General features: G+C 60.8%; 21 protein-coding genes. 12 read left to right on the top strand and 9 right to left on the bottom strand.

Annotation, left to right across the window (positions count from 1 at the left end):
- The first annotated feature begins 196 nt into the window (after positions 1-196).
- The 4 genes from ACIP1X_RS12630 (at position 197) to ACIP1X_RS12615 (ending at position 4,812) form a co-directional block, all read left to right on the top strand.
- Entirely contained in the window at positions 197-1,687 is a 1,491-nt protein-coding gene (locus ACIP1X_RS12630; protein WP_400752478.1) for an aldehyde dehydrogenase, read from the top strand.
- 500 nt (positions 1,688-2,187) lie between these two features.
- Positions 2,188-3,174, top strand: coding sequence for an ABC transporter substrate-binding protein (locus ACIP1X_RS12625; RefSeq protein ID WP_400752475.1), 987 nt, complete (start codon positions 2,188-2,190; stop codon positions 3,172-3,174).
- Positions 3,175-3,184: 10 nt separating this feature from the next.
- Positions 3,185-3,988, top strand: coding sequence for an ABC transporter permease (locus ACIP1X_RS12620; RefSeq protein ID WP_400752472.1), 804 nt, complete (start codon positions 3,185-3,187; stop codon positions 3,986-3,988).
- Positions 3,976-4,812 (top strand): ABC transporter ATP-binding protein, encoded by an 837-nt coding sequence (locus tag ACIP1X_RS12615; protein WP_400752469.1) that lies wholly within the window; start codon positions 3,976-3,978, stop codon positions 4,810-4,812. The genes ACIP1X_RS12620 and ACIP1X_RS12615 overlap by 13 nt, the downstream gene beginning before the upstream one ends.
- A gap of 134 nt (positions 4,813-4,946) precedes the next feature.
- On the opposite strand, the gene ACIP1X_RS12610 is transcribed toward ACIP1X_RS12615, so the two are convergent.
- Both ACIP1X_RS12610 and ACIP1X_RS12605 read right to left on the bottom strand, forming a co-directional pair.
- Positions 4,947-6,026 (bottom strand): endonuclease/exonuclease/phosphatase family protein, encoded by a 1,080-nt coding sequence (locus tag ACIP1X_RS12610; RefSeq protein WP_400752467.1) that lies wholly within the window; start codon positions 6,024-6,026, stop codon positions 4,947-4,949.
- 75 nt (positions 6,027-6,101) lie between these two features.
- Complete coding sequence (locus tag ACIP1X_RS12605; RefSeq protein ID WP_212545766.1) at positions 6,102-6,776, bottom strand: YciC family protein; 675 nt, start codon at positions 6,774-6,776, stop codon at positions 6,102-6,104.
- Positions 6,777-6,954: 178 nt separating this feature from the next.
- On the opposite strand from ACIP1X_RS12605, the gene ACIP1X_RS12600 reads away from it, so the two are divergent.
- The 5 genes from ACIP1X_RS12600 (at position 6,955) to ACIP1X_RS12580 (ending at position 11,631) form a co-directional block, all read left to right on the top strand.
- Positions 6,955-7,701 carry a DUF2076 domain-containing protein gene (locus ACIP1X_RS12600; protein ID WP_400752465.1) on the top strand — a complete coding sequence of 249 codons (747 nt, stop codon included), beginning with the start codon at positions 6,955-6,957 and terminating at the stop codon, positions 7,699-7,701.
- A 263-nt stretch (positions 7,702-7,964) separates the two neighbouring features.
- The gene (locus ACIP1X_RS12595) at positions 7,965-8,444 is read left to right on the top strand and encodes an NYN domain-containing protein (RefSeq protein ID WP_007949802.1); all 480 of its coding nucleotides are present in this window, start codon (positions 7,965-7,967) and stop codon (positions 8,442-8,444) included.
- Positions 8,445-8,468: 24 nt separating this feature from the next.
- Positions 8,469-9,074: a PolC-type DNA polymerase III gene (locus ACIP1X_RS12590; protein WP_212550836.1), complete on the top strand. Its 606-nt coding sequence runs from the start codon at positions 8,469-8,471 to the stop codon at positions 9,072-9,074.
- 231 nt (positions 9,075-9,305) lie between these two features.
- The gene (gene yedA, locus ACIP1X_RS12585) at positions 9,306-10,241 is read left to right on the top strand and encodes a drug/metabolite exporter YedA (protein ID WP_400752462.1); all 936 of its coding nucleotides are present in this window, start codon (positions 9,306-9,308) and stop codon (positions 10,239-10,241) included.
- A 52-nt stretch (positions 10,242-10,293) separates the two neighbouring features.
- Positions 10,294-11,631, top strand: a complete 1,338-nt coding sequence (locus ACIP1X_RS12580) for a DEAD/DEAH box helicase (RefSeq protein ID WP_007909704.1) — start codon at positions 10,294-10,296, stop codon at positions 11,629-11,631.
- Positions 11,632-11,818: 187 nt separating this feature from the next.
- On the opposite strand, the gene ACIP1X_RS12575 is transcribed toward ACIP1X_RS12580, so the two are convergent.
- Together ACIP1X_RS12575 and ACIP1X_RS12570 are read right to left on the bottom strand one after the other, a co-directional pair.
- Positions 11,819-13,054 carry a TIGR03862 family flavoprotein gene (locus ACIP1X_RS12575; RefSeq protein WP_400752460.1) on the bottom strand — a complete coding sequence of 412 codons (1,236 nt, stop codon included), beginning with the start codon at positions 13,052-13,054 and terminating at the stop codon, positions 11,819-11,821.
- 280 nt (positions 13,055-13,334) lie between these two features.
- A complete protein-coding gene (locus tag ACIP1X_RS12570) occupies positions 13,335-14,255 on the bottom strand; it encodes a histone deacetylase (protein ID WP_400752457.1) in 921 nt (306 codons plus the stop codon).
- An 83-nt stretch (positions 14,256-14,338) separates the two neighbouring features.
- On the opposite strand from ACIP1X_RS12570, the gene ACIP1X_RS12565 reads away from it, so the two are divergent.
- The 3 genes from ACIP1X_RS12565 to ACIP1X_RS12555 all read left to right on the top strand — a co-directional run bounded on the left by ACIP1X_RS12565 (position 14,339) and on the right by ACIP1X_RS12555 (position 16,473).
- Positions 14,339-14,908: a GNAT family N-acetyltransferase gene (locus tag ACIP1X_RS12565; protein WP_053124084.1), complete on the top strand. Its 570-nt coding sequence runs from the start codon at positions 14,339-14,341 to the stop codon at positions 14,906-14,908.
- A gap of 105 nt (positions 14,909-15,013) precedes the next feature.
- Positions 15,014-15,883, top strand: a complete 870-nt coding sequence (gene tesB, locus ACIP1X_RS12560) for an acyl-CoA thioesterase II (protein ID WP_053124082.1) — start codon at positions 15,014-15,016, stop codon at positions 15,881-15,883.
- On the top strand, positions 15,880-16,473 hold the full coding sequence (locus tag ACIP1X_RS12555; RefSeq protein WP_400752455.1) for an HAD family hydrolase: 594 nt from the start codon (positions 15,880-15,882) through the stop codon (positions 16,471-16,473). Before tesB ends, ACIP1X_RS12555 begins: the two co-directional genes overlap by 4 nt.
- Before the next feature lie 143 nt (positions 16,474-16,616).
- Here ACIP1X_RS12555 and ACIP1X_RS12550 read toward each other — a convergent pair whose 3' ends face one another.
- From ACIP1X_RS12550 to ACIP1X_RS12530, 5 genes are all read right to left on the bottom strand, one after another.
- Positions 16,617-17,567 carry an alpha/beta hydrolase family protein gene (locus ACIP1X_RS12550; protein WP_400752452.1) on the bottom strand — a complete coding sequence of 317 codons (951 nt, stop codon included), beginning with the start codon at positions 17,565-17,567 and terminating at the stop codon, positions 16,617-16,619.
- Positions 17,568-18,458 carry a neutral zinc metallopeptidase gene (locus tag ACIP1X_RS12545; RefSeq protein ID WP_400752449.1) on the bottom strand — a complete coding sequence of 297 codons (891 nt, stop codon included), beginning with the start codon at positions 18,456-18,458 and terminating at the stop codon, positions 17,568-17,570.
- A gap of 120 nt (positions 18,459-18,578) precedes the next feature.
- The gene (locus tag ACIP1X_RS12540; RefSeq protein ID WP_400752446.1) at positions 18,579-19,427 is read right to left on the bottom strand and encodes a neutral zinc metallopeptidase; all 849 of its coding nucleotides are present in this window, start codon (positions 19,425-19,427) and stop codon (positions 18,579-18,581) included.
- Positions 19,428-19,573: 146 nt separating this feature from the next.
- Entirely contained in the window at positions 19,574-20,407 is an 834-nt protein-coding gene (locus tag ACIP1X_RS12535; protein ID WP_400752443.1) for an aldo/keto reductase, read from the bottom strand.
- A complete protein-coding gene (locus ACIP1X_RS12530) occupies positions 20,391-22,130 on the bottom strand; it encodes an FAD-dependent oxidoreductase (protein ID WP_400752441.1) in 1,740 nt (579 codons plus the stop codon). Before ACIP1X_RS12530 ends, ACIP1X_RS12535 begins: the two co-directional genes overlap by 17 nt.
- Positions 22,131-22,148 lie beyond the last annotated feature (18 nt).

Here is a 22,148-nt window from a genome sequence, read left to right as displayed (position 1 = left end):
GACTTCAAAGCAATTTGTGCGCCGCCACGTCCATGGCGCGACGATGTTTTTATCCTTCAACCATAGCCACCTGCGCAGCGATTGGGGGAAGTCATTGCCCAGTGTTTTTATTGCCTGCGAAGATATTTTTACTATTTTTAGCCCGCGCGGGCCTGAGCGACCATCGATTCACAATAACGTCTCAGGAGCATCCGTCGTGTTCGAGCTTGCAGAGTGGCAGCGCCGTGCCGTTGCGTTGAATTTTCCCGATCAAGCCGTGATCGACGGCCAACATTGCGCCGCGCAGTCGGGGCAGACCTTCGCCGCAATCAATCCGGCGACCGGGCAGTGCCTGGCGAATGTCGCTGCGTGTGGCGAGGCAGATGTCGATGCGGCCGTGCGCAATGCGCGGCAAGTGTTTGAGGCGGGCACCTGGTCGCAACGCCCGCCTGCCGAGCGCAAGCAAGTGTTGCTGCGCTTGGCGGATTTGCTGATGAGGCATCGCGAAGAACTGGCCTTGCTCGACTCGCTGAACATGGGCAAACCGGTGATGGACGCCTACAACATCGACGTGCCGGGCGCCGCCGGGGTGTTCCGTTGGTACGCCGAAGCCATCGACAAGCTCTACGACCAAGTCGCACCCAGTGCGCCGAATGTATTGGCGACGATTACTCGCGAAGCGCTAGGTGTGGTTGCGGCGGTAGTGCCGTGGAATTTCCCGTTGGACATGGCCGCTTGGAAACTCGCCCCGGCGTTGGCGGCGGGTAATTCGGTGATATTAAAACCGGCCGAGCAGTCGCCGTTTTCGGCGTTGCGCCTTGCCGAACTGGCCCTGGAAGCAGGGTTGCCGGCGGGTGTGCTCAACGTGTTACCGGGGCTCGGCGAGCAGACGGGCAAGGCGTTGGGTTTGCACCCTGATGTCGATTGTCTGGTGTTCACCGGCTCGACCCAGGTCGGCAAATATTTCATGGAGTATTCCGCGCAGTCGAACCTCAAGCAGGTGTGGCTGGAGTGCGGCGGCAAGAGCGCCAATCTGGTGTTCGCCGATTGCCAGGATCTCGATCTGGCGGCGGAAAAAGCCGCGTTCGGGATCTTCTTCAATCAGGGCGAAGTCTGCTCGGCCAACTCGCGGTTGCTGGTGGAGCGTTCGATTCATGATGAGTTTGTTGAACGGCTGAAAGCGCAGGCTGAACGCTGGTTGCCGGGCGATCCGCTGGATCCGCAGAGCAGCGCGGGGGCGATTGTCGATAGCAAGCAGACGGCGAGCATCATGGGTTTTATTCGCAGTGCCGAGCAGTCTGGGGCGACGCGGATTTGCGGCGGGCAGCAGCGGCGGTTTAACGGGTCGGACAATTTTATTGAGCCGACGATTTTTACCGGTGTGACGGCGGATATGCCGCTGTTTCGTGAAGAGGTGTTTGGCCCGGTGTTGGCGGTGGTGCCGTTTGACACTGAGGAAGAGGCGCTGCGCTTGGCCAATGACAGTGTTTACGGATTGGCTGCTTCGTTGTGGACGGATGACCTGAACCGGGCGCATCGCGTAGCGCGGCAGTTGCGCGCGGGTACGGTGTCGGTGAATACCGTTGATGCGCTGGATGTGACGGTGCCGTTTGGCGGCGGTAAACAGTCGGGGTTTGGTCGCGATTTGTCGCTGCATTCCTTCGATAAGTACACCCAGCTGAAAACCACCTGGTTTCAGTTGCGCTGATACCGAGTCGACCCCTTCGCGAGCAGGCTCGCTCCCACACTGGATCTATGTCACACCGAAGATCCCCTGTAGGAGTGAGCCTGCTCGCGATAGCTGTCTTTCAGTTAATACATCTGTGTCTGACACCCCGCCATCGCGAGCAGGCTCACTCCTACAGGTTCAGTGGCGTCTACAAATCCAGGGTTCGCTCGAGATCATTGTGGGAGCGAGCCTGCTCGCGAATGCGGTGGGTCAGCCACCGAAAATCCCCGATCTGCACCCCCTTTGAGCATCCCGGCCAACACCGCCCCTTGGCAGTGCGCACTACCCAGTTTTTTCATCATTTGCAGCCAACAATTTCCTGATTTTCCTCACCGCGCACATGGGCCACCATCGATCTTGCCCGCCAGCCGAATGTTGTCCGCCCAAGCGTCCGCGAGAGACCAACGGCGGCAACTGCACAACGGCCGGCGACCGTACTGCCCATGACAAAACTAAATCAACAGCGTCGGGAGTGCTCCATGATCAAGTCCTTGTGTCTCCGTCTCACTCACCCTCTGGCAATCACCGCCCTTGCCGCCACGGTCGCGACCAGCGCCCAGGCCGGCACCCTGTCCATCGGCCACACCACGTGGGTCGGTTACGGCACGCTTTATCTGGCTCAGGATCTGGGCTACTTCAAGGAAAACGGGTTGACCGTCGAATTGCCGGTGGTCGAAGAGGCGTCGATGTACATGGCCGCGCAGGCGTCCGGGCAATTGTCCGGCTCAGCGTCGACCATCGATGAAGTGCTCAAGTACCGTCCGCAGTTCTGCTTCAAAGCGGTCGCGGCGCTGGATGACAGCCATGGCGGCGACGGCGTGCTGGTCGGCAAAGACGTGAAGAGCCTGCAAGAACTCAAGGGCAAATCCGTGGCGGTCAACGAAGGTTCGACCTCGCAGTTCTGGCTCTCGTACCTGCTGAAAAAGAACGGCATGAGCATGAGCGACATCACCGTGCAGAACATGACCGCTGACGATGCCGCCACCGCGTTCATCGCCGGTCGCGTACCCGCCGCCGTGACCTGGGAACCGCACCTGTCGATGGTGCGCGACAAGCAGCAGGGCAAAGTGCTGATCGACAGCAGCAGCACTCCCGGCGTGATCGTCGATGTGGTCGCGCTCAATTGCAGCGTGATCGACAAGCAACCGGAAGACGTCAAGGCGCTGGTCGCCGGTTTGTACAAAGCCGTGCAATACACCAAGGATCATCCGGAGGACGCCTACAAAATCATGGCCAAAGGCGTCGGCGGCTACCTCTCCGATCCGAAGGAACTGGCCGCCGCTGCACAAGGCGTGCGTTTCTACGATCAGGCGATGAGCGAGAAACTGCTCGGCTCACCGGGCAAACCGGGCGACAGCGCCGCGCTGATCAAACTGGCCAACGAAACCGCCAGCGAATTGCAGGGCAAACCGTACAACGTCAGCAACGACGAGCTGGTCGACAACCGTTTCGTCAGCCCGCTTTAGGAGGTCTGCAATGTTCAAGCGCAATTCGTGGCTGAGCCGCAGCCTCACGCCGAAAACCGCATTGCCGGTGCAAGTGGTGTGGAGCGCCAGCGCTCTGGCCTGGGTGTTGTTGGTCGGTCTGTGGGCCGGACTTTCTTATGGCGGCATCGTGCCGGGAATGTTTTTGCCGACACCGGGCGCGGTGGTTGAAGCCGCCGTGCGCCTGAGCCGCGATGGCACGCTCGGCACACATGTGTGGGCCAGTGTCGAAGTGGTGATGGTCGGCTTCATCGTGTCGTCGTTGGTGGCAGTGCCGTTGGGGTTGCTGATGGGCAGCTTCCGCATCGTCCAGGCATTCCTTGAGCCGCTGGTGAACTTCATTCGTTACCTGCCGGTGACCTCGTTTGTACCGCTGTTTATTTTGTGGATCGGCATCGGTCTGGAGCAGCGGGTTTCGGTGATTATCTTCGGCGTGTTCTTTCAGCAACTGGTGATGATCGCTGATGTGTCGAAGGGCATTTCCAAGGATCTGATCAACGCCTCGTACACCTTGGGTTCGACCCGCCGCGATGCGGTGTTGCATGTGATCGCGCCGGCCTCGGTGCCGGGCGTGCTCGACACTTTGCGCGTGACCATGGGCTGGGCCTGGACGTATCTGGTGGTGGCTGAACTGGTCGCCGCGTCCAGCGGTTTGGGTTACTTGAGCCTGAAAGCCATGCGCGGCTTTCAGGTGGATGTGATTTTCCTCGCCATCGCGATCATTGGCCTGCTCGGTCTGGTCACCGATCAACTGTTCCGTTTTCTCCGACTGAGGGTTGCCGCATGGGCTCAGTGACTGCTGCCAATCATCGTTTTATCGAACCCGTTGCCACCCCTGCGCAAGCCGCGCCGCGTTTGCAGGTGGACAAGGTCAGCCTGCGTTACAAGAAGCCCGACGGCGGCACATTTACCGCGCTGGAAGAGGTCTCGTTTGAAGTGCCGGATCAGCAGTTTGCGGTGCTGGTCGGGCCATCGGGTTGCGGTAAATCCAGCCTGCTGTATTTGACCGCAGGCCTGGCCGAACCGACCTCCGGCGAAATCTATGTCGGCGGCCAGCAAGTGCAGGGGCCGGGCGCCGATCGCGGCATGGTCTTTCAGAGTTACACGCTGTTCCCGTGGCTGACGGTGCGGCAGAACGTCGAGTTCGGGTTGAAACGTCGCGGCATGCCGGCGGCGCGGCGCAAGGAGATTGTTGATTACTACGTCAACGAAGTCGGTCTCGCCGGGTTCGCCGACAACTACGCCAAACAGCTGTCAGGCGGGATGATGCAGCGCGTGGCGATTGCCCGTGCACTGGCCAATGATCCGCAGATTCTGTTGATGGATGAACCGTTTGGTGCGCTGGACAGCCAGACGCGCTTGCAGATGCAGCAGTTGTTGCTGCGGGTCTGGGGCAACACGAAGAAGACTGTGTTGTTCGTCACCCATGACATCGATGAGGCGATTTTGCTGGGGGATCGGGTCTATGTGATGGGCGCGAAACCGGGGCGGATCAAACAGATTCTCGACGTGCCGATCGAACGCCCGCGTTCACTGGACATGTTGATGGAGCGCTCGTTTATCGACATGAAACGGCAGATCTTCGGGTTGCTGCATGACGACCTCGAAGAAGTGCATTGATCACCAATTCAACGCGTCCCCCTGTGGGAGCGGGCTTGCTCGCGAATGCGGTGTGTCATTCAACTTTTGTGTGACTGATCCACCGCCTTCGCGAGCAAGCCCGCTCCCACAGGGATCCGTAGTGTGCCAATGATTTATGGAGTGGCGGGGAGCAGGAAGCGGGCGATTACTGGCAGGTGGTCGGAGATGCGCAACGTGTCGTCCTGTCGTACCGTCGCTTCCACCCGTTTGATTTTCGGGCTGTAGAACAGGTAATCGACCGTGCGATCCGGGCCTCTGAGGCCAGGGTCGTTGGGGTAGTGGGTCAGCCACTGCGCGCGGTCGATGCCGCTGGCTTCGTTGTTGTTCGGGATCATCGGGTACTTGTCCCACAGCAGGTGCAGTTCGCTATCGGCGGAGTAGGGCGTGCGTTGCTCGGCGGGCAGGCGCCGGTATTGTCCGAGCGGCAACAGATTGAAGTCGCCGCCGATGACCCACGGCAAACCCTGACTTTCGTACTTGTCGAGCACCTTGGTCATCGCTGTCACCTGCGCCTGCAAGGTTTCGTCCGGTTGGCTGGCGCGTTCCAGATGGGTATTGAATACCGTCAGTTGCCCGCCATCGCTGAGCGGCAGTTTGGTCGCGAGCAAGGCATCTTTCGGTTGAAACTGACGGCTGATGAAATTGGCCGGGGCCACTGGCAGTTGCAGGCGTTCGGCGTGTTCGATGCGGTAGCGGCTCAGGGTCGCCAGTTGCCGGCCAACGCTGCCAAAGATGTGCGGATCGGGGACGAAATCGGCCTTCCAGTCAAAGGCATGGGCGCTGCACGGGTACAGGTCGGCGACGCGCTCCTGCAACAGCTTGAACTGGTTCTGATAGTCGCTGGCCTTGGCGCCGTCATCGAGTTCCTGCAACAGCACCACATCGGGCTGCTCGTCGCGAATCACCCGCGCCACTTCGTCGAGGCTGAAGGCCATGTCTTCCGTGGTCGGCGCTTCATCATTGCCTTGCGCCAGATCATTCCAGAACACGTAACGCTTGCCGGCCAGGTATTGCACGTTCCAGGTCATGACCTTCAAGGCTTGGCCCGGCACCAGCGTCGGCGGCGTTCCGGTGCAACTGACCGGCAAGGTTTCGCGGGCGTCGGGGCGCCAGGTCAGGCTGTAGATCAGCCCGCCGACAAGGACGAGGGCGAGCAGGGCAAGCGCAACGGTGTAGCGCAGTAGGCGGGTCATGGCTCGGCTTATAGCGTTACAGAAAGTGGCCCCGAGCATACCTGACGGCAGGCGCGAAGCCCAAGGGCTGCCGTGTCAGACCGCTCTGTCACTTTTGTCAGGCGATTCGCTGATCAGCATGAAAAGCCGGAACAAGACCACACTGGTGAACAGTTGCAGGAAGCTGTGAGCGCTGTCGATCAGCACGGCGATCGCCGGGTTCTGCGGCTCTGGATACACCGCCAGTGTCGCGCCTTTGAGCAGCCACAGCGGCGTCATCACACAGAGAATGCACAACAGAATCCGCCAGAAGTGCCCACGGGTCAGGCGCAGGCTTTCTTTCATCGCCTGCAACGGGCCGAGGCCGCGCAGCACCAGCAGGTACTCGCCGAACGCGAGCATCACCATCAACATCAGGCCCGGCAGGAAATACAGCGACAGGCCGAGCAGGATCAGCAAGGTGTTGAGTGCCGTGAGCAGGGCGAAACGCGGCCACAGGCGCGCCGACATCGCCAGCAGATCAAGGGTGCGCGGCGACTCGCCACGGGTGCGCGCGTCGAGAAACAAAATCAGGGCTGCGGTGTACAACGGATACACCAGCAGGCCGACGACCACGCTGACCGAGGAAAAACTGTCCGGATCGGTGTTGTGATCGACCACTTGTTGCAGCAGCGCTTCGAAGATCACCAACGGCAGGCACAGCTGCACGATGCTGGCCAAATGGCGTTTGAAGAAATACAGGGAGTCGCGCAGCACTTCGAAGGCATTCATCAGTCGGTATCGCAGGTCGAAAACAGTGGCTCACTTTAACCGATGCTGCGCGGGGCGACACAAACGTAAACATTCGGTAAAGGTCGTTGAAACATCCTGTCACTGTCTCCATTACAGGAGAGCACCTTGTCCGTCGTGGACGAGGGCAACGTTATCCCCGGCAATCTACGAGGTCGCCATGAACAGCGAAGAGCAAACCCTGATCGATGGACTGTTTTCCCGGCTGCAACAGGCCGAAACGGAGGCAGCCCCGCGCGACGCCCAGGCTGAAACGCGGATCAAGGAACACCTGACACGCCAACCGGCGGCAGGTTATTTCATGACCCAGGCGATTCTGGTGCAAGAGGCTGCGCTGAAGAGCCTTGATGAGCAGAACAAGCAACTGACCCAGCAAGTCCAGCGTTTGCAGGCTGAATTGCAATCGGCCAAGGCGCAGAGTGCTGCGCCTGCTTCGAGCGGTGGCGGTGGTTTTCTGTCGAGCATCTTTGGTGGCAGCTCGCGTCCGGCGCCGACCCAGAGTGCAGCCCCATCGTCGACTGGCGGCTGGCGCGAACCGGCACCGCAGCAGAATTATGCGGCGCCCGCGCCACAACAGCATGTCGGTGCACCACCACCAAACTACGCGCAACAAGCGGCGCCGGCGGCCGGCAGCAGCTTCCTCGGCGGCGCCATGAAAACCGCCGCCGGTGTGGCGGGTGGCGTGATGCTGGCGCAAGGCATCAGCAGTCTGTTCCACCACAACCAGCAACCGGAAGAAATCGTTGAAGTGATCAAGGAAGAACCGGCGCAGGTGGCCGACCAGAGCAACAGTGGCTGGGGCGATGATCAGCGCATGGCCGGCAACGATCAGGGCGGATTCACCGACACTGATTACAGCAGCGACGACAGCTCATCGTTCTTCGATGACGACGATTCCTTCGTCTGACACCTACATTTCTCAGATTTGACACCAAACCTGTGGTGAGGGGATTTATCCCCGATGGGCTGCGGAGCAGTCCCAAAAAACTGGGGCCGCTCCACAGCCCATCGGGGAAAAATCCCCTCACCACATTCACCACTCGTCAGTAGCACCTCGGCGCCTGCCGGTGATTATTCGCTGAACCTTCCTCTTGGCTGGCATACTGAGCGCCTTTTTCGGGCCACGCGCCTGATCCCGCTTCGTGCGCTCGCGCGCTCACAGGAACTCCGGTGAAAAAAATCGCAGTGTTCGCCGACGTGCAGAACCTCTACTACACCGTACGTCAGGCCTATGGTTGCCATTTCAACTATGCCGCGCTGTGGGCCGATATCAGCAAGGACGGGCAGATCGTCGAGGCCTACGCCTACGCGATCGACCGTGGCGACAGCAAACAGCAGCAGTTCCAGCAGATCCTGCGCAACCTCGGCTTCACCGTGAAGCTCAAGCCCTACATCCAGCGCAGCGACGGCTCGGCCAAAGGCGATTGGGACGTCGGCATCACCCTCGACATCATGGACGCCGCCGACCACGTCGACGAAATCGTCCTGGCCTCGGGTGACGGCGATTTCGACATGCTGCTCGAACGCATCATCAGCAAACACGGCGTGCAAGCGGTTGCCTATGGTGTGCCCGGCCTGACCGCCAACTCGCTGATCCGCGCTGCCAGCCGCTACGTGCCGATCGAAGGCGCGCTGTTGCTCAAGAATTGATTTTTGTACGGAGTTGAACCCGGTTTGGAACGCATTGCAGTCATCGACTTTGAAACCACTGGCCTCTCGCCGAACAGCAGCTGTCGCGCCACGGAAATCGCCGTGGTCATGCTGGAAAACGGCCGCATCGTCGAGCGTTACCAGAGCCTGATGAACGCCGGCGTGCGCGTCCCGGCGTTTATCGAACAACTGACCGGCATCAGCAACGCCATGCTGCGCACCGCACCGCCGGCGGAGCAGGTGATGAACGAAGTCAACGAGTTTGTCGGCTGCACGCCGCTGCTCGCGCACAACGCCTCGTTCGACCAGAAGTTCTGGGACTTTGAGCTGGGCCGGATCAAGCGCACGCGGTTGCAGAATTTTGCCTGCTCGTTGCTCTTGGCCCGTCGCTTGATGCCGGCAGCGCCGAATCACAAGCTCGGCACGCTCACCACCTTCGCGCGCCTGCCGCACACCGGCCAGGCTCACCGGGCCATGGCCGATGCCGAGATGGCGGCCAACCTGATGGCGCATCTGGCTGAAGAATTGCGCGGCAAGCATGGCGTGCGCGAGCTATCGCACGACCTACTGTGCAAACTACAGAAAGTCCCCGCCGCCAAAGTCAGCGAACACCTGCTGCGCTACCGCTAATCCCCAGCCCAACACGCAACCCCTGTGGGAGCGGGCTTGCTCGCGAATGCGGTGTGTCATTCAACTTTTTTGTGACTGACCCACCGCATTCGCGAGCAAGCCCGCTCACACATTGATTCGGTGTCGGCTTCTGAAAAGTGTACTGGCGTGTTTCGCTGGTTTTGTAACTTATTTTTGCCCGCCAGCCTTTCTAGAATATCCAATCCCAAGACTCTGACTGTCGAGCTGCTCATGCCCGCCCTGCGCCGTTTTTCCCTACCGCTGATCGCCGCTTTTTTTGCGCTGTACGTGATTTGGGGATCGACCTATCTGGTGATCCGCATCGGCGTTGAATACTGGCCGCCGCTGATGCTCGGTGGTGTGCGCTTCGTGATTGCTGGCACATTGATGTACGCATTCCTGCGTTGGCGTGGGGCGCCGGCGCCGACCTGGGCGCAGTGGAAAGCGGCGGGGATCATCGGGATTTTGCTGCTCAGTTTTGGTAACGGCGCGGTGAGTGTGGCCGAACACACCGGTGTGGCTTCGGGCGTGGCGGCATTGGCGGTGGCGACGGTGCCGTTGTTCACTTTGCTGTTTGGTTATTTCTGGGGCGCACGCAATACGCGTCTGGAATGGGCCGGGGTCGCGTTGGGGATTATCGGCATCGCCATGCTCAACATGGGCTCCAACCTGCAATCGAGTCCGCTGGGCGCGGCGTTGCTGATTTTTGCGGCGGCGACCTGGGCGTTCGGTTCGGTGTGGAGCAGACATTTGCCGTTGCCGCAGGGCGCGATGGCCAGTGCGGTGGAGATGTTGGTCGGCGGCGTGGTGCTGCTGATCGGTAGCGCGATGACCGGTGAACGCCTGCAAGCCGTGCCGCCGATGGAAGGCTGGCTGGCGCTGGCGTACTTGATCTTCTTCGGCTCGATCATCGCCTTCAATTCTTATATGTACCTGCTCAAGCACGTGCGTCCGGCGGCGGCGACCAGTTATGCCTACGTCAACCCGGCGGTGGCGGTGTTGCTCGGGATCGTGTTTGTCGGCGAGACCATCGGCATCGAAGAAGCGCTGGCGATGCTGGTGATCATCAGCGCCGTGGTGCTGATTGGTCTGCCGCAGTGGCGTCGTCCGGTGCAGCCGCCAGTCGTGGCGCCGACAGCCGTTCCCGCAGAAACGCGTACGAATTAGGGTAAACTGCGCGGCATTGCATGCCTGCGTTATTTTTTCCTACGGTACTTCCATGACTTTCGCCACCCTTGGCCTGATCGAACCCTTGCTGCGCTCCCTCGAGAAGCTCGGCTACCAGACCCCGACGCCGGTTCAGGCGCAAGCCATTCCGGCCGTGCTGGCCGGTCGTGACCTGATGGCAGCGGCCCAGACCGGCACCGGCAAAACCGCCGGTTTCGCCTTGCCACTGCTGCAGTTGCTGGCCATGGAAGGGCCGAAAGTCGCCGCCAACTCGGTGCGCGCACTGATTCTGGTGCCGACCCGCGAACTGGCCGAGCAGGTTCACGAAGCCGTGCGCCAGTACGCCGAAAACCTGCCGCTGCGCACCTACGCGGTGTACGGCGGCGTCAGCATCAACCCGCAAATGATGAAGCTGCGCGGCGGTGTTGACCTGCTGGTGGCGACGCCGGGCCGTCTGCTCGACCTGTTCCGCCAGAAGGCGCTGAAATTCAATCAACTGCAAACCCTGGTGCTCGACGAAGCCGATCGCATGCTCGACCTCGGTTTCTCCGAAGAACTGTCGAACATCTACCGCGCACTGCCGAAGAAGCGTCAGACGCTGCTGTTCTCCGCGACTTTCTCCGACGACATCCGCCTGCTCGCCGGGCAGATGCTCGATGATCCACTGACCGTGGAAGTCAGCCCGCGCAATGTCGCCGCCAACACCGTCAAGCAGTGGATCGTCACGGTCGACAAGAAGCGCAAGGCCGAACTGTTCGTGCACCTGATGCGCAAGAACAAGTGGAAGCAGGTGCTGGTGTTCGCCAAGACCCGTAATGGTGTTGATGCGCTGGTGGAAAAACTCCAGGGCCTGGGTGTGAATGCCGACGGTATCCACGGCGACAAGCCGCAGGCGACCCGTCAGCGTGCACTGGATCGGTTCAAGCTCAGTGAAGTGCAGATTCTGGTCGCGACCGACGTAGCTGCGCGGGGTCTGGATATTGAAGATTTGCCGTTGGTGATCAACTTCGACCTTCCAATCGTGGCTGAGGATTACATCCACCGTATCGGCCGGACTGGCCGTGCAGGTGCGACCGGTGAGGCGATCTCGCTGGTGTGCGCGGATGAAGTGAACATGTTGTCGGCGATTGAAATGCTCACGCGCCAGACCTTGAAGCGTCAGAACGAGCCGGATTTTGAGCCTGAACACCGTGTGCCGGACACCGATGCCAGCGGTCAGGTGATCAAGAAGCCGAAAAAACCGAAGAAGCCGAAAGCTTCTGGCGGTGGCGGCAAGCGTAATTTGGGCAAATGGGTGGACAGCGGCGAGACGCAGGCGCCGGAACCATCGGTCAAGCCTGTGCGCAAGGTGCCGGTGTTCAACACTGGGCCGCGTAAGCGTAAGCCTTAAGGTCAAAAGCCCCTCACCCTAGCCCTCTCCCGGAGGGAGAGGGGACTGATTGGGGGATGCTTTGAAGTTACGCCGACCTGAGAGAGCTTTACCGAATCCATAATCGACTCGGTCTTTCAGGTCGATGTATAGCGCCAGACACACCGGTCGGCCCCCTCTCCCTCTGGGAGAGGGCTGGGGTGAGGGTTCAGCTGTTAAGCCACTGCACAATCCCCAACCCTGCCGCCCGCCCGCTGGCAAAACACCCTGTCAGCAAATAGCCCCCCGTCGGCGCTTCCCAATCGAGCATCTCCCCCGCGCAGAAAACCCCCGGCAACGCCTTGAGCATCAAACGCTCATCCATCGCTTCAAACGTCACGCCCCCGGCACTGCTGATCGCTTCGTCCAACGGCCGCGTTTTCACCAATGTCAGCGGCAACGCCTTGATCGCCCGCGCCAACAACGCCGGATCAGCGAACGTCGCCGCATCCGTCAGCTCCCGCAGCAACGCCGCTTTCACCCCATCAATTCCGACCTGACTGTGCAGATGCTTGGCCATCGAGCGCGAACCGCGTGGCTTGCTCAACGCCGCTTGTAATTTATCCACAGGCCGGCCGGGCAGCAGATCGATGTGGATAACCGCCGCGCCGTATTGATTGATCGCCTCACGAATCGGCGCCGACAGCGCATAAATCAGACTGCCTTCAATCCCGGTCGCGGTGATCACGCATTCGCCCAAGCGCGGAACATCATCGTTCAAACCAATGGCGATATTTTTCAGCGGCGCGCCGGCGAATTTGCTGACCATCAATTCGCTCCAGGCCTGCACCTCGAAGCCACAATTACTCGGCTGCAACGGTGCAAGTCCTACACCGCGTTGCTCCAGTGCCAGCATCCACGCACCGTCGGAACCGAGGCGCGACCAGCTGCCGCCGCCGAGGGCGAGCAGGGTGGCGTCGGGGTTGACGGTGATTTCGCCTTCGGGGCTGTCGATGCGCAGTGCGCCGTGTTCATCCCAGCCGAGCCAGCGATGGCGGGTGTGGATAACCACGCCGCTGTCGCGCAGACGTTTGAGCCAGGCGCGCAGCAGCGGCGCGGCTTTCATGTCGGTGGGGAACACGCGGCCGGAGCTGCCGATAAAGGTTTCGATACCCAGATCATGAATCCATGTGCACAACGCGTCGGCGTCGAAGCCGCGCAGCAGCGGGGCGATTTGCGGTGCGCGTTCGGCGTAGCGCGAGAGGAACGCCGGGTAGGCTTCGGAGTGGGTAATGTTCATGCCGCCGACGCCGGCGAGAAGGAATTTGCGGCCGACCGAGGGCATGCCGTCGTAAAGATCGACGCGAACTCCAGCCTGGCTCAGCACTTCGGCGGCCATCAGGCCGGCGGGGCCACCGCCGATGATGGCGACGTGAGCGGGGGAGGAGGCGGAATTCTGGGTCATGGCGTGCGCTGCGGTATGGCGGGATAAGGCGCGCATTCTAACAGCCGGAGCCTTTGTGGGAGCGGGCTTGCTCGCGAAAGCGGTGTGTCAGTCAACGAGATGTCGGATGTGCCGACGCTTTCGCGAGCAAGCCCGCTCCCACATGGGGATTTTGGTGGATTCGAAATCTGGTTAAAAATTAGCCAGTATTCTGTAGGCCCCGGGCGGTATGGGCTGTAGGCCCTTTCACTCAGCTTATCCACAGGCAGTTCCACAGCGATTGTGGGTAACGCAGCACAGCTCAATGACAGCCGTGTGTCTGCCAGACCCGCTGCGCGCTGTGATGGAGGATGCCGTGGCGGCGGGCGAGGGCGTGGCGATCCTTGCTGTAGCCGCCGCCAATCACGCCCATCACCGGAATGTCGCGACCCAGGCAATGGCGCATCACACTTTCATCACGGGCGGCGACGCCTGCGTCGGTCAGTTGCAGATAACCGAGGGCGTCGTCCTTGTGCACGTCGACACCGGCGTCGTACAGCACCAGATCCGGTTGATACAGCGGCAGCAAATAGTTGAGCGTGTCATCGACCACCTTCAAATAATCGGCATCGCCCATGCCTTTCGGCAGCGGTATGTCCCAGTCACTTTCCGCTTTGCGTGCAGGAAAATTCTTCTCGCAGTGCAGGGAGACGGTAATCGCCTCCGGCGTGTCGTGAAGAATCCGTGCCGTGCCGTCGCCCTGATGCACGTCGCAATCGAAAATCAGCACGCGATTCACCCGGCCACTTTGCAGCAGGTAATGGCTGATGATCGCCAGGTCATTGAAGATGCAGAAACCCGCCGGGTAATCGTAATGCGCGTGATGCGTGCCGCCAGCCAGATGACATGCCAGACCATGTTCCAAGGCTTTTTCCGCCGCCAGAATCGAACCGCCAACCGCGCGCACCGTGCGTCGCGCCAAGGCTTCGTTCCATGGCAGACCGAGGCGCCGTTGGTCTTCGCGGGACAACTCGCCGCTCATGTAGCGTTCGATATACGCACGGTCATGGGCGAAGGCGAGGATGTCGTTGGGGCAGATCTCGGGGCGCAGCAGGTCGGCATCGCGGGTCAGCCCGCTGTCGACCAGGTGATCGCGCAGCAAACGGAACTTGTCCATCGGAAAGCGGTGATCCGCCGGAAACTCGGGGCTGTAGTCTTCGTGGTAGATCAGCGGCAGTGGCATGGCGTATTCATGTAGGAAATGTTGGAAAGAGTGAAGGATCCTACCAGCGATGTAGACTTGCGGCATGGAAACGGAGGGGCACGATGGAGCCGATACTGGAACTGCAAAGCGCACGCTTGTTGATGCGCCAGTGGCAGGACGAAGATTTGCCGGCATTTGCGGCGATGTGTGCCGATCCTCAGGTCATGCGTTATTTTCCGGCAGCGTTGAGCCGACTGGAAAGCGCCTCGCTGATCGGGCGGATTCGCGGGCATTTCGCCGAGCACGGTTTCGGCCTGTGGGCGCTGGAGCGCAAGGACAGCGGCGAATTTATCGGTTTCACCGGGCTCGGTGTGGTCGGTTTCGACGCGCCGTTTACTCCGGCGGTGGAAATCGGCTGGCGTCTGGCCAAGGAACATTGGGGATTGGGCTATGCCAGTGAAGCGGCGTGGACGGCTCTGCGCTGCGGCTTTGACCGGATGGCCCTGAAAGAAATCGTCTCGTTCACCGCGCAAATCAATCTGCCGTCGGAGAAAGTCATGCAGGCGATTGGCATGCATCACGCCCCTGACGATGATTTCGATCACCCCAAGCTCGCCGTCGATCACCCGCTGCGCCGCCACGTGCTGTACCGCATCACGCGGGAGCAGTGGCTGGAAACCTTGCATGGATAAGCAGACACAGACGTTTACAATGGCGCGATAGTGGCTCGCGCCAGAACCTGAATCGACCGTCGCAGCCAAGACTGCGCGGCATTGCTTTGTGTGAGGAGAGTCTGAATGAGCCAAGTGTTGGAAGATCTGGTCGACCTGCTGACCCTGGAACCGATCGAAGAAAACCTCTTCCGTGGCCGCAGCCAGGACTTGGGTTTCCGTCAGTTGTTCGGTGGTCAGGTGCTCGGTCAGTCGTTGTCGGCGGCCAGTCAGACGGTTGAAGAAGCGCGTCACGTGCATTCGATGCACGGTTATTTCCTGCGTCCGGGCGACGCCAAGTTGCCGGTGGTGTATTCGGTTGATCGCGTGCGTGACGGCGGCAGTTTCAGTACGCGCCGGGTGACCGCGATCCAGAAGGGCCATCCGATTTTCACCTGCAGCGCGTCGTTTCAGTACGACGAAGAAGGTTTTCAACACCAGAGCCAGATGCCGGTTGTGGTCGGCCCGGAAAATTTGCCGTCGGAACTGGAATTGTTCCAGCAACGTGCGCAACTGATCCCCGAGCACATGCGTGAAAAGCTGCTGTGCCCGAAACCGATCGAAGTGCGCCCGGTCACCGAAAAAGACCCGTACAACCCGCAACCGGCCGATCCGGTGAAGTACGTGTGGTTCCGTGCTGACGGTGCGTTGGCCGATATTCCGGCGCTGCACAAATACTTGCTGGCCTACGCGTCCGACTTCGGTCTGCTGACCACTTCGATGCTGCCCCACGGCAAATCGGTCTGGCAGAAAGACATGCAGGTCGCCAGCCTCGATCACGCGTTGTGGTTCCACAATGATCTGCGTGCCGATGACTGGTTGCTCTACGCGATGGACAGCCCTTGGGCCGGCAATTCCCGTGGCTTCTCCCGTGGCAGCGTGTACAACCGCGCCGGCCAATTGGTCGCTTCGGTGACGCAGGAAGGCTTGATTCGTCATCGCAAGGATTGGGCATGAGCCTGAAAAATGTGAAGCACTGGGTGTTCGACATGGATGGCACGCTGACCGTGGCCGTGCATGATTTTGCGGCGATTCGCGTGGCGCTGGCGATTCCGCCGGAGGACGACATCCTCACGCATCTTGCGGCGTTGCCGGCGGATGAAGCGGCGGCGAAACATGCTTGGTTGTTGGAACATGAGCGCGATCTGGCGCTGGGTTCGACCCCGGCCACCGGCGCGGTTGAGCTGGTGCGTGATCTGCATGCGCGCGGTTATCGCCTCGGCATTCTGACCCGCAATGCGCGGGAGCTGGCGCATGTGACGCTGGAGGCGATTGGCCTGGCTGACTGCTTTGCCGTCGAAGACGTTTTGGGCCGCGACGAAGCGCCGCCTAAGCCGCACCCGGGTGGGTTGCTGAAACTGGCAGACGCCTGGGATGTACCGGCCAGCGAGATGGTGATGGTCGGTGATTATCGCTTTGATCTGGATTGCGGAAGAGCGGCAGGGGCGCGGACGGTGTTGGTGAATTTGCCGGATAACCCGTGGCCGGAGTTGACCGATTGGCATGCGCGCGATTGTGTTGAGTTGCGGCGGATGCTCTTGGCTTGAAATCCTCAGTGCCCGAGCGGGCCTCTTCGCGAGCAGGCTCGCTCCCACATTAGATCTTCAGTGCACAGAGATTTTGTGCCATGCATAAGCCCAATGTGGGAGCGAGCCTGCTCGCGAAGGCGGCAGATCATTCAATACACGACTTAATCAAACAGGGCTTTCTGCCCCTCCGGCGACGTCAGCATCCCATCGCCGTTATGCCCAACCCCCGGCACTTCAACCAGCCGCTGATTGACCCCTTCCGGATGTCGGCGTAGCAAATAGCCGAAGTAAGATTTCCCACGCTCAAGACGGTACGCACCCTGCGCTTGCGCCGCGCAACTCTTGTCCAGCGCCGGGTGCTGCGGATCAATATCCTGCTGCCCGAGCAGATAGATCACCTCGCGTTTGACGTAACTGCTTTCAAGCTGCAGCGGCGTTTGCCCACCGGCGTAAACCGGCATGTCTGCCAGCCCGTACTTCCAGCGATTGAAACCCGGGCACTTGGCGTGATCGAACGCCGCCGGGCGCTGTTCATTGAAGTACGCGTAGGAGGACGGATTCGCCACCACATAACGCAGACGAATGCCGTTGGCCTTCAGCGCCGGTTGATCCTTGGCCAGCAGGGCATAGCGCTGCACCACCTGGCCGCCGCCGGAGTGGCCGAAAATCACGATCTGCTTCACGTCGGGAAACTGTTTGCGATCGGTGATCCGCGCGACGATTTCATCCAGTGCCGCGTACGAACTCAACGGATTCGGCCCTGTGGATAAGCCGCCACCCATCCATTCATTGTCTTGCCAACGCAGCAGCGTGGCGGGCAACGAGTACAGGGCGACATCGCTTTCATTGAGAAACTGCGGGGCGATCACCAGCGTGTGTGCGGTCTGTCCGGCCAGTTCGGCGGCGCTTTCGGCACTTTTGCGATAGGTCTCGGCGTTGCGCAAACGGCCATGAATGACGATCAGCACACGCTCGATTTTTTCCGGCGCCGGGCCAATGCCCACCGCCATTTCCCCGGCCTTGAGTTGCAAGCGACCGGGGCTGATCGCATCGACACCTGCGGCGTGCGCGGTGCTGCCAACGATCAGTAACGCCAAAAGCCATTTATGCATTTACAGGTTTTTCGCCGCGAAGGTGTCGCACTGGCCGACCTGGCCCTGCGCGAATCCGGTTTTAAACCAGCGCACCCTTTGCGCCGACGTGCCGTGGGTAAACGAGTCCGGCACCACACGGCCCTGACCCTGTTGTTGCAAGCGATCATCACCGATGGCGTTAGCCGCGTTCAAGGCTTCTTCGATGTCGCCCGGTTCCAGCCAGTTCAAACGCTTCTGCGCACTGTAAGCCCAGACACCGGCGAGGCAATCGGCCTGCAATTCCTGACGCACCAGCAAACCGCCGTCGCCTTCCATCTGCCGACCTTGCTGGCGCGCTGTCTGAATTTTCGCCGAGACGCCGAGAAGCGTCTGCACATGGTGTCCGACTTCGTGCGCAATCACGTAGGCCTGAGCGAAATCGCCGGCCGCCTTGAAGCGTTGCGACATTTCCTGGAAGAACGCCATGTCCAGATAGACCTTCTGGTCGGCCGGGCAATAGAACGGGCCGGTGGCGGAGGTCGCCAGACCGCACGCCGAACTGACCCGGTTGCTGAACAGCACCAGGGTCGGATCCTTATATTGGCGACCGGCCTGTTGGAAAATCGAACCCCAGGTGTCTTCGGTGTCGCCAAGGATCGAGCGGACGAACTCAGCCTGTTCATCGTTGGCCGGCGGCGCCTGACGGGTCTGCGAAGTCGGCGCCGCTTGCTGGGTAGATTGCCCGGCGAGCTGGCCGAGGATCTGCAACGGATCCTGGCCGGTGATCCAGCCGATCCCGACGATCAGCAGAATCGCCCCCAGGCTCAGGCCTTTGCCGCCACCAAAGCGCATGCCGCCACCGCCACCGCCTGCATCATCACCCCGGGCGTCGACGACGTTGTCACTGCGTCGGCCTTTTTTCCATAGCATGTGGGAATCCTCTGTTGTACGTGGTGATGAGTGTTGCTGGTGCACGACGGTGGCGCCAGTCCGGTCGTCAGACCATCGTGATCGACGCCGGTTCTAAAGCAGATGCCGATATTGCCAAGCTTACAACTGCGCGGCGTTGAAGGTATCGCACGCTTCGACGCGGCCGCTATCGAATCCTGCGCTGAACCAGGCACTGCGCTGATGTGATGTGCCGTGGCTGAAGGTCTCGGGACGTACTGTCTGGTTTCGCGCACGTTGCAGCGCATCATCCCCGAGCACGCTGGCAGCGTTCAGTGCTTCGTCGATGTCGCCCGGTTCCAGCCACGCATGGCGCTGTTGCGCATGGTGAGCCCAGACCCCGGCCAGACAATCGGCCTGCAGTTCGACGCGCACCTCCAGTCCTGAGTCGCCGGTCACAGGCTGCCTGGCGGACAGCGCGCTTTCAAACGGTGCGGAAATACCCAAGGCAATTTGCACGTGATGGCCGACTTCGTGGGCGAGGATGTAAGCCTGAGCGAAGTCACCGACCACCGAAAAGCGCTCGGCCATCTGTTCGAAGAACGCCGGATCCATGTAGATGTTTTGGTTGGTGGGGCAATAAAAGGGGCCGCTTGACGCACTGGCAAAGCCGCAGCCCGACGCGATGCCATCGCTGAACAGGGTCAATGTGGGCGCCGGGTAGTGTTGCCCGGTACTGGCAAATACCTGTTCCCAGGTGTCTTCGGTGTCGCCGAGTATCGATTCGATGAATTTGAGTTGGGGGTCGTCGACCGGCGCGATTTCCTGACTGATGTAGTCCTCAACGGCAGGCGACTGTGGTGCGGTGTTGTAGCTCGAATAGAGCGCCACGCCTGTCAGCGCGGCGGCGGCCAGCCCGGCGCCGAGTTTTTTCCCTGTCAGTGTGCGGGCGTCCTTGCCCTCTCGCGTGTCGTTGACGTTGTCGCTGCGTCTTGCCTTGTTCCATAGCATGGTGCGGTCTCTCATAGATTGATGGGGCGTTTTCGCCTCGCCTATGAATAACCGCACAGCTCAGGTTGTGCAGGGCAGATGTGTAAGAGCGCGTAAGACCGATCCTGCAACTGGCGTCTCGAACCGGGCAAACGCTGTTTTCCTACTCACCGATCAAACGCGTCCCACACCGGCGCGAAGTCCGGGCTGACCTGACGCTCGCGCTTCGACAGACTGGCAATCAGCGCCCGGTCTTCATCGTCGAGATTGACCTCAAGTGCCGCGAGATTGGCCAGTTGATTGGCTTTGCTGCTCGCCTTGGGAATCGCTGCAACGTTGTCTTGATCAAGCAGCCATTTCAGCGCGACCTGCGTCGGCAGCACGCCATGCTTGGCGGCAATCTGCTGGATCTCGGCAATGTGTGAAACCTTGTTACGCGCCAGCGGTGTGTAGGCCGTCAGTGCCAGATCGTGTTGGCGAGCGTAGTCGAGCAGGGCGTTTTGTCCGAGCAAGACGTGGTACTCGACCTGAATGGCGGACAGATCGATGCCGTATTCCTCGACGACTGTGCGCAGCAGCGGCAGCGGAAAATTCGCCACGCCGATGTTGCGCGCCAGGCCTTGCTCCTTGAACGAAGCCAAGGTTTCGAGGGTGCGCGGCAAGTCCCAATCGGTGGTGGGCCAGTGCAGCATGAACAGGTCGACGTAATCGCTGCGCAAGGCTTTGAGGCTGCGATCGATGGAATGGCGCATGGCGTCGGGTTGCAGCTGATCCCACCAGACCTTGGTGGTGACGTGAATCTGCTCGCGCGGTGTCGGCGTATTCGACAAGGCTTGTCCGACCGCGTCCTCATTGTTGTAGGCCGCAGCCGTGTCGATGTGTCGATAACCGAGTTCCAGCGCTTGCTCCACGGCCTGGGTGCATTCGTCGCCGAGCATCGGCCACGTGCCGAGACCGAGTTTCGGCATGTTCAAACCCTGGGCATTAACGATGTGCTGCATGGTCGATCTCCTGTTCGAAAGCAGTGATGCCGGCGATATGCCGAGCGGCGATGTAGCCGAACGTCAGCGCCGGGCCGAGGTTGATTCCGCCCGCCGGGTAGTGGCCGCCCATGATGCTGGCCATGTCGCCGCCCGCTGCGTAGAGCCCGGCGATAGGGTGTTGGTTGGCGTCGAGCACTTGCGCGTGAGGGTTGACCTTGAGCCCGGCAAAAGTGCCGAAGCATCCCGGTTGTACTTTCACGGCATAGAACGGGCCGGTTTCTATTGGGGCAACGCAGGGGTTGGGAAGGTTCGCCGGATCGCCCTGTTTGCGGTTGTAGGGCGTTGCGCCGCGCCCGAATTGCGGGTCTTCGCCGTTGTGGGCATGGCGGTTGTAGTCGTCGAGGGTTTGGCGCAAACCGTTCGAGTCGACGCCGCAAGCGTTGGCTAATTCCTCAACGGTGTTACCGGTTTTCAGATAACCACTGCGGATAAATTCTGACAACGGAACCGGAAACGGCCGTGACATGCCGAGGCCATAACGGCGTTGAAAGGCGTGGGTGCAGATCAGCCATGAGGCGACTTCTTCACCTGGCGGCGCCGCATTGACCATCGCGCTGACGTAGTCGAAATAGCCGTTGGCTTCGTTGACGAAACGCTGGCCGTTGCTCAGTACGCCGATGATGCCGGGTTTGCCACGCTCAATGATGTGTGGGAAATGGCCGATGCGGCCGTCGGAATGAGGCACTTGCGAGACGGGTGCCCACGCGACGGGGGACGCAACGTCGGTGTTGACCCGCGCGCCGACGCTTTCGCCCAGGCGCAAGCCATCGCCATTCACGGCCAGCGGCGGCAACGCCCAATGTTCGTGGCCGGTGGGCGTGCGTGGGAACAGGGCTTTGCGCCGTTCGATGTCGTTGGCGAAACCACCTGCTGCGAGCACCACGGCTTTGCGTGCGTGGATGCGGATCGGGCCTTTTTTGCTGTTGATCACTGCACCGCAAACGCGGTTTTCGTCACGCAGCAACTCAGTCACCGGCGCCGATTCCCACAGCAACACGCCGTGGTCTTCGGCCGATTTCGCCAGTCGAGCGACCAGTGCCACGCCGTTGACCAGTTGCAGTGCGCGGCCATGCGTCGCGAGGTCAAACAGGTGCCGGGTGAAACGTCGCGTCACGTGCCATGCGGCTTTCAGTGAGCGGGTCAGATTGAGGAATGCCGAGAGATCCGCGCCCGCCATGATCGGCATGCCCATGAAGGACGTTTCGCGCATGGTCGTACGAAGTCGCTTGAGCAAGCGTCCGACCTTGCGCCCGTTGTAGGGCGCGGCAATCACTGAGCGCCCGCCGGTGCCCGCGCCCGGGGTGTCGCCATGGATGTCGGCAATCGCGTTGCCGTCGGCGAATTGCAGTGCGGTGTGTTGCTCGAAAAACGCCACCATATTTGGCCCGGCTTCGAGGAAGGCATCGATCATCGCCGAGTCAAAATGCTCGCCCAGTTCATGGCGCAAATAGGTGCGCGGTTGTTCGACGTCTTCGATGATGCCGGCGCGTCGGGCCAGCGGATTGCACGGCACCCACGCCCAGCCACCCGACCATGCGGTGGCGCCGCCGAATACCGAATCCTTTTCGACGACGATGACCTTCAGGCCATGCCACGCAGCAGTGACGGCTGCCGACAATCCGGCGGCGCCGGAGCCGACGATCAAAACGTCGCAGTCGATAGCGGGAAGTTCGGCAGGCATCAAACAAGGCTCCAGCGC

The sequence above is a fragment of the Pseudomonas sp. NPDC088885 genome, from assembly GCF_044750025.1.
GTDB lineage: Bacteria > Pseudomonadota > Gammaproteobacteria > Pseudomonadales > Pseudomonadaceae > Aquipseudomonas > Aquipseudomonas rustica.
The sequence above is the reverse complement of the archived record's forward strand: the minus strand, read 5'-3'. Positions and strand labels throughout refer to the sequence as shown.

Excerpts from the sequence above, each read along its gene's own strand:
- ACIP1X_RS12600 (WP_400752465.1), top strand. The coding sequence starts at position 6,955 with ATGAACAGCGAAGAGCAAACCCTGATCGATGGACTGTTTTCCCGGCTG.
- ACIP1X_RS12530 (WP_400752441.1), bottom strand. The coding sequence starts at position 22,130 with ATGCCTGCCGAACTTCCCGCTATCGACTGCGACGTTTTGATCGTCGGC.
- ACIP1X_RS12625 (WP_400752475.1), top strand. The coding sequence starts at position 2,188 with ATGATCAAGTCCTTGTGTCTCCGTCTCACTCACCCTCTGGCAATCACC.
- tesB (WP_053124082.1), top strand. The coding sequence starts at position 15,014 with ATGAGCCAAGTGTTGGAAGATCTGGTCGACCTGCTGACCCTGGAACCG.
- ACIP1X_RS12610 (WP_400752467.1), bottom strand. The coding sequence starts at position 6,026 with ATGACCCGCCTACTGCGCTACACCGTTGCGCTTGCCCTGCTCGCCCTC.
- ACIP1X_RS12620 (WP_400752472.1), top strand. The coding sequence starts at position 3,185 with ATGTTCAAGCGCAATTCGTGGCTGAGCCGCAGCCTCACGCCGAAAACC.
- ACIP1X_RS12550 (WP_400752452.1), bottom strand. The coding sequence starts at position 17,567 with ATGCATAAATGGCTTTTGGCGTTACTGATCGTTGGCAGCACCGCGCAC.
- ACIP1X_RS12580 (WP_007909704.1), top strand. The coding sequence starts at position 10,294 with ATGACTTTCGCCACCCTTGGCCTGATCGAACCCTTGCTGCGCTCCCTC.
- ACIP1X_RS12565 (WP_053124084.1), top strand. The coding sequence starts at position 14,339 with ATGGAGCCGATACTGGAACTGCAAAGCGCACGCTTGTTGATGCGCCAG.
- ACIP1X_RS12615 (WP_400752469.1), top strand. The coding sequence starts at position 3,976 with ATGGGCTCAGTGACTGCTGCCAATCATCGTTTTATCGAACCCGTTGCC.
- ACIP1X_RS12570 (WP_400752457.1), bottom strand. The coding sequence starts at position 14,255 with ATGCCACTGCCGCTGATCTACCACGAAGACTACAGCCCCGAGTTTCCG.
- ACIP1X_RS12555 (WP_400752455.1), top strand. The coding sequence starts at position 15,880 with ATGAGCCTGAAAAATGTGAAGCACTGGGTGTTCGACATGGATGGCACG.
- ACIP1X_RS12535 (WP_400752443.1), bottom strand. The coding sequence starts at position 20,407 with ATGCAGCACATCGTTAATGCCCAGGGTTTGAACATGCCGAAACTCGGT.
- ACIP1X_RS12575 (WP_400752460.1), bottom strand. The coding sequence starts at position 13,054 with ATGACCCAGAATTCCGCCTCCTCCCCCGCTCACGTCGCCATCATCGGC.
- yedA (WP_400752462.1), top strand. The coding sequence starts at position 9,306 with ATGCCCGCCCTGCGCCGTTTTTCCCTACCGCTGATCGCCGCTTTTTTT.
- ACIP1X_RS12545 (WP_400752449.1), bottom strand. The coding sequence starts at position 18,458 with ATGCTATGGAAAAAAGGCCGACGCAGTGACAACGTCGTCGACGCCCGG.
- ACIP1X_RS12605 (WP_212545766.1), bottom strand. The coding sequence starts at position 6,776 with ATGAATGCCTTCGAAGTGCTGCGCGACTCCCTGTATTTCTTCAAACGC.
- ACIP1X_RS12540 (WP_400752446.1), bottom strand. The coding sequence starts at position 19,427 with ATGCTATGGAACAAGGCAAGACGCAGCGACAACGTCAACGACACGCGA.